This window comes from Pseudomonas sp. BIC9C, from assembly GCF_034541995.1.
Lineage (GTDB): Bacteria > Pseudomonadota > Gammaproteobacteria > Pseudomonadales > Pseudomonadaceae > Aquipseudomonas > Aquipseudomonas fluorescens_CC.
In genome coordinates, this window is sequence record NZ_JAWDGM010000002.1 from 59341 (window position 1) to 67557 (window position 8217).

At 59.8% G+C, this 8217-nt stretch carries 10 protein-coding genes; 6 read left to right on the top strand and 4 right to left on the bottom strand.

Translation table 11 applies throughout. The features are described from left to right. Positions 1-3 precede the first annotated feature (3 nt). From peaB to peaD, 3 genes are read left to right on the top strand one after another with little or no spacing between them, the layout of a single operon-like run. Positions 4-1434, top strand: coding sequence for a quinohemoprotein amine dehydrogenase maturation protein (gene peaB / locus RS887_RS10470; protein WP_008016080.1), 1431 nt, complete (start codon positions 4-6; stop codon positions 1432-1434). 1 nt (position 1435) lies between these two features. Next, positions 1436-1759 carry a quinohemoprotein amine dehydrogenase subunit gamma gene (qhpC, locus tag RS887_RS10475; RefSeq protein ID WP_008016081.1) on the top strand — a complete coding sequence of 108 codons (324 nt, stop codon included), beginning with the start codon at positions 1436-1438 and terminating at the stop codon, positions 1757-1759. A gap of 38 nt (positions 1760-1797) precedes the next feature. Further along, positions 1798-2916: a quinohemoprotein amine dehydrogenase subunit beta gene (gene peaD, locus RS887_RS10480; protein ID WP_322615322.1), complete on the top strand. Its 1119-nt coding sequence runs from the start codon at positions 1798-1800 to the stop codon at positions 2914-2916. A gap of 140 nt (positions 2917-3056) precedes the next feature. Here the strand turns inward: peaD and RS887_RS10485 are convergent, their stop codons facing one another. Then, positions 3057-3461 carry a lysozyme inhibitor LprI family protein gene (locus RS887_RS10485; protein WP_322615323.1) on the bottom strand — a complete coding sequence of 135 codons (405 nt, stop codon included), beginning with the start codon at positions 3459-3461 and terminating at the stop codon, positions 3057-3059. Between the two features lie 161 nt (positions 3462-3622). On the opposite strand from RS887_RS10485, the gene RS887_RS10490 reads away from it, so the two are divergent. Further along, positions 3623-4111: an SRPBCC family protein gene (locus tag RS887_RS10490; protein WP_008016085.1), complete on the top strand. Its 489-nt coding sequence runs from the start codon at positions 3623-3625 to the stop codon at positions 4109-4111. Between the two features lie 338 nt (positions 4112-4449). Here the strand turns inward: RS887_RS10490 and inhA are convergent, their stop codons facing one another. After that, positions 4450-5136: an isonitrile hydratase gene (inhA, locus tag RS887_RS10495; protein ID WP_322615324.1), complete on the bottom strand. Its 687-nt coding sequence runs from the start codon at positions 5134-5136 to the stop codon at positions 4450-4452. A gap of 88 nt (positions 5137-5224) precedes the next feature. On the opposite strand from inhA, the gene RS887_RS10500 reads away from it, so the two are divergent. Continuing rightward, the gene (locus tag RS887_RS10500) at positions 5225-6208 is read left to right on the top strand and encodes a GlxA family transcriptional regulator (RefSeq protein WP_322615325.1); all 984 of its coding nucleotides are present in this window, start codon (positions 5225-5227) and stop codon (positions 6206-6208) included. Between the two features lie 38 nt (positions 6209-6246). Here RS887_RS10500 and RS887_RS10505 read toward each other — a convergent pair whose 3' ends face one another. Further along, positions 6247-6879 carry a BRCT domain-containing protein gene (locus RS887_RS10505; RefSeq protein ID WP_322615326.1) on the bottom strand — a complete coding sequence of 211 codons (633 nt, stop codon included), beginning with the start codon at positions 6877-6879 and terminating at the stop codon, positions 6247-6249. A gap of 11 nt (positions 6880-6890) precedes the next feature. Continuing rightward, the gene (locus tag RS887_RS10510) at positions 6891-7280 is read right to left on the bottom strand and encodes a hypothetical protein (protein WP_322615327.1); all 390 of its coding nucleotides are present in this window, start codon (positions 7278-7280) and stop codon (positions 6891-6893) included. Between the two features lie 189 nt (positions 7281-7469). Between RS887_RS10510 and RS887_RS10515 the strand changes: the two genes are divergently transcribed. Further along, entirely contained in the window at positions 7470-8204 is a 735-nt protein-coding gene (locus tag RS887_RS10515; RefSeq protein ID WP_322615328.1) for a thioesterase II family protein, read from the top strand. Positions 8205-8217 lie beyond the last annotated feature (13 nt).

Here is an 8217-nt window from a genome sequence, read left to right on the forward strand (position 1 = left end):
GCAATGGGCGCTATCTTGAATCTGGTCGAACGCAACCTGCACGAAGTGCAGGTCGATGCCGACCGCATGCTGTTTCACATCCCCAGCAGTTCGCTGTTCGCCAGCGATGAACTGACGGGCACCATCATCGATACCCTGCGCGGCCCCGGCTGCTCCTCGGACGACCTGATCCAGCGCTTGGCCGCGCGTTTCAACGGCGAGGAAATCACCGAAACCCTGCGCGAGCTGATGGCCCTGGAACTGGTCAGCGACGGTTCGCCGCTGAGCCCGGACATCGCCACCAAACGGGTCGAGCGCACGGCAATCAATACCGTGGTGCTGAACGTCAACACCGGTTGCAACCTGAGCTGCACCTACTGCTACAAGGAAGACCTCGACAAGCCGTCGGCGGGCAAGAAGATGGACGTCGAAACGGCGATCGCCTCGGTGGAAATGCTGCTGCGCGAATCCCCGGACGAAGAGCGTTTCACCGTGGTGTTCTTCGGCGGCGAACCGCTGAGCAACCGCAAGCTGATCGAGTACATGGTCGATTACTGTGAGAAGCGTTTTCGCGAGGCCGGCAAGTTCGTCGAGTTCGTGATGACCACCAACGCCACGCTGCTCACCGAAGAAACCGTGGACTACCTCAACGCCCACCGCTTTGGCTTGTCAGTGAGCATCGACGGTCCGAAAACCGTGCACGACCGCAACCGCATCACCGTGGGCGGGCAGGGCACCTATGACGTGGTGCGGCGCAAGGCCGAGATGCTGCTGTCGCGCTACAACAGCCGTCCGGTGGGGGCGCGGGTGACCCTGACCACCGGCGTGACCGACGTCGAAACCATCTGGGATCACCTGTTCAACGAACTGGGTTTCGCCGAAGTCGGCTTTGCCCCGGTGACCTCCGGCGACATCAGCAGCTTCAACCTCACCAGTGATGAACTGGTGCAGGTGTTCGCCAACATGAAAAAACTCGGCAAGCGTTACCTGGAAGCGGCGCTGGAGCACCGCAACATCGGCTTCTCCAACCTGCACCAGTTGATCACCGACATCCACGAGGGCCACAAGAAAGCCCTGCCGTGCGGCGCTGGCCTGAAAATGCTGGCGGTGGATCACAAGGGCGAGCTGAACCTGTGCCACCGCTTTACCGGTTCGAGCCTGCCGACCTTCGGCAACGTGCACAGCGGTGTGAAACAGGTGGAGTTGAACGACTTCCTGTCCCAGCGCCTGGACCGCACCAACACCGGCTGCGAAGACTGCCAGATCCGCAACCTGTGCTCCGGTGGCTGTTACCACGAGAGCTACGCCCGCTACGGCGATCCGACGCACCCGACCTATCACTACTGCGAACTGATGCGTGACTGGGTCGACTTCGGCATCGAGGTCTACACCCGGATCATGGCCAATAACCCTGCGTTCATCAGCAGTTACATCACTCCGCGCAAGGCTCACTGATATGAAACATCTCAAGGCAATCAATAACAAAGCGTTGAAGCTGGATCAGGCCGCAGACGAGAACCGCATCGAAGAAGTGGTGGCCATGAGCTCCGTGGCGGGCTGTGCCTCGACCACCGACCCGGGCTGGGAAATCGATGCGTTTGGCGGTGTGTCGTCGCTGTGCCAGCCGATGGAGGCTGACCTCTACGGTTGCTCCGACCCGTGCTGGTGGCCGGCCCAGGTGCCCGACATGATGAGCACCTACCCGGACTGGAACAAGGATGCGCAAGCCTCCAACGACAACTGGCGCAACCTCGGCACTGTCTTCCCGAAGGACAAGTGATGCCCTTGAAAGCAGCGTACAAGAAGAAGGATTCCAGCATGCACAGCATCAAAGCCTGCGGCCTGGCCGCTTTCGCCGTCCTGAGCAGCTGTTCGGTCAGTGTCCTGGCCGATGAAAACAGCGCACTGCAAGACGGTCACGAATACATGTTGACCACCAATTACCCGAACAACCTGCACGTGATCGACCTGGCCACCGACACGCTGTTCAAGACCTGCAAGATGCCCGATGCCTTCGGCCCCGGTACCGTGCAACTGTCGCCGGACCGCAAGACTGCCTATGTGCTGAACAATCACTATGCGGATGTCTATGGTGTCGAACTGGACAACTGCAAGCAGGTGTTCCATGCCAGCATCACCCAGAAGCCCGGTGAGAAAGCGCGGTCCATGTTCGCCTTCACCCTCAGTCACGACGGCAGGGAGCTGTTCACCATCGCCAACCCGACCTTGATGCTCAACGATCACTACGAGGTGCAGCAACCTCGGCTCGATGTGTACAAGACCGACGGTGGCATGGACGCCAAGCCCGTGCGCAGTTTCCCGGCGCCGCGGCAACTGACCATCATGCAGAGCGGTGACGACGGCACGCTGTACGTGGCGGGGGCGGATGTCTACAAGGTCAACGTGCAGACCGGCAAGTTCGACGTGCTGATCCCCAGCCGGCACTGGAAACGCCCGAACTACAGCGCGCCGGACGTGCTCTACGTGTGGAACCAGCAGACGTACCGGCATGACTTCTCGCTGCTGTACACCGCGGCGAAGTTCAAGGACAAGAAACAGGACCCGGCCACCGCTGAATACCTGTATGGCCTGTTCAGCGTCGACCTGAAGACCGGCAAGACCGAAACCACCGATTTCGGCCCTTTGACGGAGATCTACTTCAGCGGCATGCGCTCGCCCAAGGACCCGAACCTGATGTTTGGCGTGCTCAACCGACTGGCCAAGTACGACATCAAGCAGAAGAAAATGCTTCAGTCGGCCACGCTCGATCATTCCTACTACTGCATTTCCTTCAACAAGGACGGCAGCAAGATCTACCTGGCCGGGACGTTCAACGACGTGGCGATCTTCGATGCCGACAGCCTCAAGCAGATCGGTAGCATCAAGATGCCGGGCGGGGACATGGCGATTACCACGGCGCAGGTGTTTGTCCGGTAAATTGCGGGGTCTGAACTGACGCCTTCGCGAGCAAGCCCGCTCCCACAGTGGATTTTTGGTGTGGTCACTATTGTGTGAATACCACTGAACCCTGTGGGAGCGGGCTTGCTCGCGAAGAGGCCCTGACAGGCGCTAGAGAATCAAACCCCCGGCACCGGACACCCCAGATCCCCCTCCTGACACTTCAGGTAAGTCTTGAGCGTCTCCACCCGCGCCTTGGTCAATTCAGTCACGCAATTGCCGTAGATCAGCGGATACACACTCCCGCCCTCTACCCCGGACGCCGAGAACTTGCACTCGGCATCGCGAAACGCAATCCACGACCGCTGCGCCCCCACCAGCAACTTCTTGCTGTCGGGATTGCCCTTCAGGCGCGAAGTGATTTGCTGGTAAAGCGCATTCAACTCCTTGTCCGCCGCCGCATGCTGTTGCGCCGCGCACTGGTTCATCGTGGCCTGGTCGGTGGCGTTGTCGCAGTTCACGGCAGCATGGGCCATGGAGGTGAACAGCAAAGGCGTCAGCGCCAAGAGAAAACGTGCGTGCATGGCAGAAACTCGCTGTGACAGGGGAAGTTTGGGGAGCAGTGTAGCCAGACAAATGTCGACATCCATACCGTGATTACGACCACTGGCACCCGATGCATACAACTTTCGGACTGGACATGTGGTCTTAGAGGCCTACTGTTGTTCAGAACAGGAGGTGACGTATGAAACCAGTACCCAATAGTTTTGAACGCAAAATAATACTCAAATCGCCGCGCTCCCATGTATGGCGTGCATTGGTCGATGCAGAGGCGTTCGGTCAATGGTTTGGCGTTGCGCTCGAAGGCCGGCGTTTTATTGCCGGTGAGTGGACGCAGGGGCAGGTCACGTATCCCGGTTATGAACATGTGTTGTGGAATGTGCTGGTCGAGCGGGTCGAACCACAGCAGTTGTTTTCGTTTCGCTGGCACCCTTACGCGGTGAATCCGAAGATCGACTACTCCCAGGAGCCCACCACGCTGGTGAAATTCGAGCTGGCAGACTACGAAGACGGCACGCTGCTCAAGGTGTCCGAGTCAGGTTTCGCTCACATTCCCGACATACGTCAGAAGGAGGCTTACTACATGGATAGTCGTGGCTGGGAAGAGCAATTGAGCAGACTCGAACATTTTCTCGTCGAGAGTGACAAGGCCCGTGAGCACGAGGGAGGCTGAAATCTGAGACCCTGGTGGCCAAAAGTCAGCTGGAAGTCGCGAAAATCGCGGCCTCCAGGCCCGTAGCCTGAGGCGTCTAAGGGTTTTCGGAAGGTGGTTTATAGCGAATGTCTTACACGCGATGGTAGTGATATCGCCTGTTACAAATTGGATCCGATGCGTATTCTGGCCTCACCCACTGAAGCACAGGATGTGCTCAGGATCATGGATGATCGACCATATGCAAGGAACGCAGCGACAAGGAGTCGTCATGGTCTTGGAAAAACCCGCTTCGGCGGGTTTTTTTGTGGGCGCAGGAAAGTCGTGGCGGCAGGAACCCGGTTCCTGCCGCCATTTTTTCACTGTCGGTCGAGTTTCGCCGCCGCGCGCTCGGTGATTTCCGCCCGCAGTTTCAACGAGCCGGCAGCCCTCTGGCGAGCCTCTTCCAGCACACTGGCCGGGGCTGTCTCGGGGCTGCCCGCGGTAAACGGCGGGGCCGGGGCGTATTCCAGTTGAAGCTGCACCAGCTCGGCGGTGGCCTGGTCGAACAGCTCGGCGGCCAGGGTCAGGGCGAAGTCGATACCGGCGGTGATGCCGCCTCCGGTCAACAGATTGCCGTCACGAACCACCCGATCGTTCACCGCGATTGCGCCCAGCGGCTTGAGCAATGGGTGATACGCCCAGTGAGTGGTGGCGCGTTTGCCTTTGAGCAATCCCGCCGCGCCCAGCACCAGTGCGCCGGTGCACACCGAAGTGATGTATCGGGCGTTGGCGGCCTGGGTCTTGAGAAAATCCAGGGTCTGGTCATCTTCCATCAACGGCCCGACGCCGCTGCCGCCGGGCACGCAGATCACGTCCAGCGCCGGGCAGTCTTCAAAGGTGGTGGTCGGCTTCAACAGCAGGCCGGTGCTGGCGGTGACCGGCATCAGGTCTTTCCAGATCAGATGCACTTTTACATCCGGCAGAGAGGCCAGTACGTCATAAGGGCCGGTCAGGTCCAGTTGCTGAACCTGTGGAAACAACAGAAAACCGATCTGCAACGTCATGGTGTTTTTCTCGTGAAGTGGGTGGACGGTTTGACTGTAGGCCCGTAGGCTTTGGCGTATTCGCCAATCTGCCCACGAATTACGCCAAATGTCGAAAACCATCCACGTACTCGCTTTCGCCAACGTGCAAATACTCGACGTCACCGGGCCGTTGCAGGTGTTCGCGTCGGCCAACGACATAGCCCGTCAGCAAGGCCTGCCGCCACCCTACGCACCGACGGTGATTGCCTGCGGCGGCGGGGCGGTGATGTCGTCGGCGGGGTTGGCGCTGTTGGCCGAACCGTTGCCGGATGAGGGCACCGATACCCTGATCATCGCCGGTGGCTGGGGTGTCTACGCAGCGGCGCAAGATGCGCCGTTGGTCACCTGGGTGCGCGAGCATGCCCGTGGCTGCCGGCGGGTTTCCTCGGTATGCACCGGTGCGTTTCTGCTGGCGGCCAGCGGCTGGCTCGATGGCCGGCGCGTGGTCACCCACTGGACCCGCTGCGAGCAATTGGCGCAGCAGCATCCGCAACTGCACGTCGAGCCCAACCCGATCTTCATCAATGACGGCCCGGTCTGGACCTCGGCCGGGGTGACGGCCGGCATCGACCTGGCGTTGGCCATGGTCGAAGAAGACCTCGGGCGCACCATGGCCCTCGAAGTCGCCCGGCAACTGGTGGTGTTTCTCAAGCGTCCGGGTGGCCAGTCGCAATTCAGCGTAACCCTGTCACTGCAACAGGAAGGCAACCGTTTCGACGAACTTCATGCCTGGATCAGCGAAAACCTGACCCAGGACCTTGGCATCCCGACCCTGGCCTTGCAGGCCGGCATGAGCGAACGCAGCTTCGTGCGCCACTACCGCGCCGACACCGGCCAGACCCCGGCCCGGGCCATCGAACTGATCCGCGTCGAAACCGCGCGGCGTCTGCTCAGCGATACCGGCGTGCCGATCAAACGGGTGGCGGTGCAATGCGGCTTCGGCAGCGAAGAAACCCTGCGCCGCAGTTTCCTGCGGGCCATGGGCGTGACACCGCAGGCTTATCGGGAGCGGTTTTCGGTCAGTGTTGGTGCAGATCCAGTGGAGCGTTGAGCATCTTTTAGCCTGAGCCTGATGCAGTTACCCTACGGTCACCCGAACAGTACCCTTTGCCAGTGTTCTTCACTGATGATCGCGATAGGGACACCGCTCTCTCTTAGCTCAACCGCTTTTTTGATCTTGGTTCCATAAGTGCTATGAAGCCACTGATCGTTTCCGATGCTGCCCACCACGAGATAGTTGATTTTTCTGCTGACCGAACCACCGATCTGACCGCCACGTTCGACAATCAGCGATTCACATTCCTTGCGCGGACCGTAAGCCATGACTCCGGTGAACAGGAAAACCCGATCAACCCAGTTCAGTGTGGGTGCAGGGTTGTCGAGTGGAAGACTGCAAGGCGTTGTGAAAATCTGGTCAGAGCCAACCGGCAGGCCTGCAAACTGGTGCAGCATATCCAGTAGCTCAGTTGATTCTTCGGAGTCCAGTACGCCATCACTCAGCATGTCGGAGAGGCGTTTATAGAGGATGTTCACGACCGGATCACCCAGATGACACAAATGAACTTCGATCCAGCTCTTGAGAAACTCGGCTTCCTGCTGGTTGATCTGGCCATCGGCAGCGAGTCCAGCCGTTATGCCTGCCAACGCGTCGGCGGAACGTCTATCAATGCGTGCTTCGTGGAAGAATCCACTGTTTTGAAATTCCTGATGCAAATCGACCATCGTCCCTGCTCCTAGGATTCAACTTCCGCTGTTTGATTGAAATACTTCGCCCGATCGGGGGTAAACGTCACCACCATGCCGGTATGCGAGCAAGTCAGCGCCCGCTCCTGGTTCAAATCAACGTCCAGGTCTTCCCCGCGCAACCCTTGCCACTGTGCGAGGTATTTGAGGGAACCGTACTTTTCGAGTTTCTTCAGGCTGCGGCTGACGCCACCTTTCCAGCCCAGTACCGGCAACTCGCCGGCGAGGCACTGTCGGGCGAGGTCGGGGAAGCGAGCGGCGCGCTGGCGGCCGACCTCCCAGCATTTGATCAGGCCCTTGTCGTCGGCCTCCCAGAGTTCTTCGCGGTTCAAACCGGTCCGGAGCGGGGAGTCGATGCTGCGATGGATGCGTTGAATCATTCTGGTTCCTTGAATTCGGGTGGTTCTGCACAGCTCCGCTGTACCCGTTCAACAAGGATGTTAGGTGGGGATGTAATGATTGGCAAAAAGGTATTTCCGTTCGGCTCGCTCCTGCAAGGGATCTCTGCATGACTAATTCCCGACGCACCTCATCCGTTTTCCAGGCAGACAATTTTCGAGGAAAGCCCGGTGACCCCGCTGACATTGCTGTGCCTGCCCTATTCGGGAGCAAGTGCCATGGTCTATAGCCGTTGGCGACGCAAGCTGCCGGAGTGGCTCACGTTGCAACCCGTGGAGCTTCCGGGGCGTGGTGCGCGGTACGGCGAGCCCTTGCACACCGACATGCGCCGTCTGGCGCTGCAATTGGCCCATGAACAGAAAGCCACGCTCAAGGCGCCGTACGCGTTGTTCGGGCACAGCATGGGGGCGTTGCTGGCCTGCGAGATGGCCCACGCTTTCCGCTCGCTGGGTTGCCCGGAACCGGTAGCGCTGTTCGCCTCGGGCACCGCCGCACCGACGATGCGTGCCGAATACGACCGGGGCTTTGCCCAGCCCAGGACCGACGCCGAACTGATCGAGCAATTGCGCACCCTCAACGGCACCAGCGAAGAGATCTTGGCCAATGCGGAGTTGATGAGCCTGACCCTGCCGGTATTGCGTGCGGATTTCCTGTTGTGCGGACGTTTCGAACCGGTCCGGCGCCCGGTGCTCAAGTGCCCGGTGCACGTGCTTGGCGGCAAGGCCGACCGCGCCACCACCGAGCAATTGATCGGCTGGAGCCAGGAAACCCGTGGCAGTTTTTCGGTGGACATGCTGGCTGGCGGGCACTTCTTCATCCATGAGCAGGAAGCGAAGGTGCTGCGGGTGATCAAGGATCAGCTGGAGGTGCATCATCGGCGGCATGGATTGATGGCGGTGGGCTGACCGGAACTTCGGC

Bases quoted from the DNA above. Each gene is read 5' to 3' on its own strand.
- RS887_RS10490 (WP_008016085.1), top strand. From the start codon at position 3,623: ATGAAACCAGTACCCAATAGTTTTGAACGCAAAATAATACTCAAATCG.
- RS887_RS10505 (WP_322615326.1), bottom strand. From the start codon at position 6,879: ATGGTCGATTTGCATCAGGAATTTCAAAACAGTGGATTCTTCCACGAA.
- qhpC (WP_008016081.1), top strand. From the start codon at position 1,436: ATGAAACATCTCAAGGCAATCAATAACAAAGCGTTGAAGCTGGATCAG.
- RS887_RS10510 (WP_322615327.1), bottom strand. From the start codon at position 7,280: ATGATTCAACGCATCCATCGCAGCATCGACTCCCCGCTCCGGACCGGT.
- peaD (WP_322615322.1), top strand. From the start codon at position 1,798: ATGCACAGCATCAAAGCCTGCGGCCTGGCCGCTTTCGCCGTCCTGAGC.
- RS887_RS10500 (WP_322615325.1), top strand. From the start codon at position 5,225: ATGTCGAAAACCATCCACGTACTCGCTTTCGCCAACGTGCAAATACTC.
- inhA (WP_322615324.1), bottom strand. From the start codon at position 5,136: ATGACGTTGCAGATCGGTTTTCTGTTGTTTCCACAGGTTCAGCAACTG.
- RS887_RS10485 (WP_322615323.1), bottom strand. From the start codon at position 3,461: ATGCACGCACGTTTTCTCTTGGCGCTGACGCCTTTGCTGTTCACCTCC.
- peaB (WP_008016080.1), top strand. From the start codon at position 4: ATGGGCGCTATCTTGAATCTGGTCGAACGCAACCTGCACGAAGTGCAG.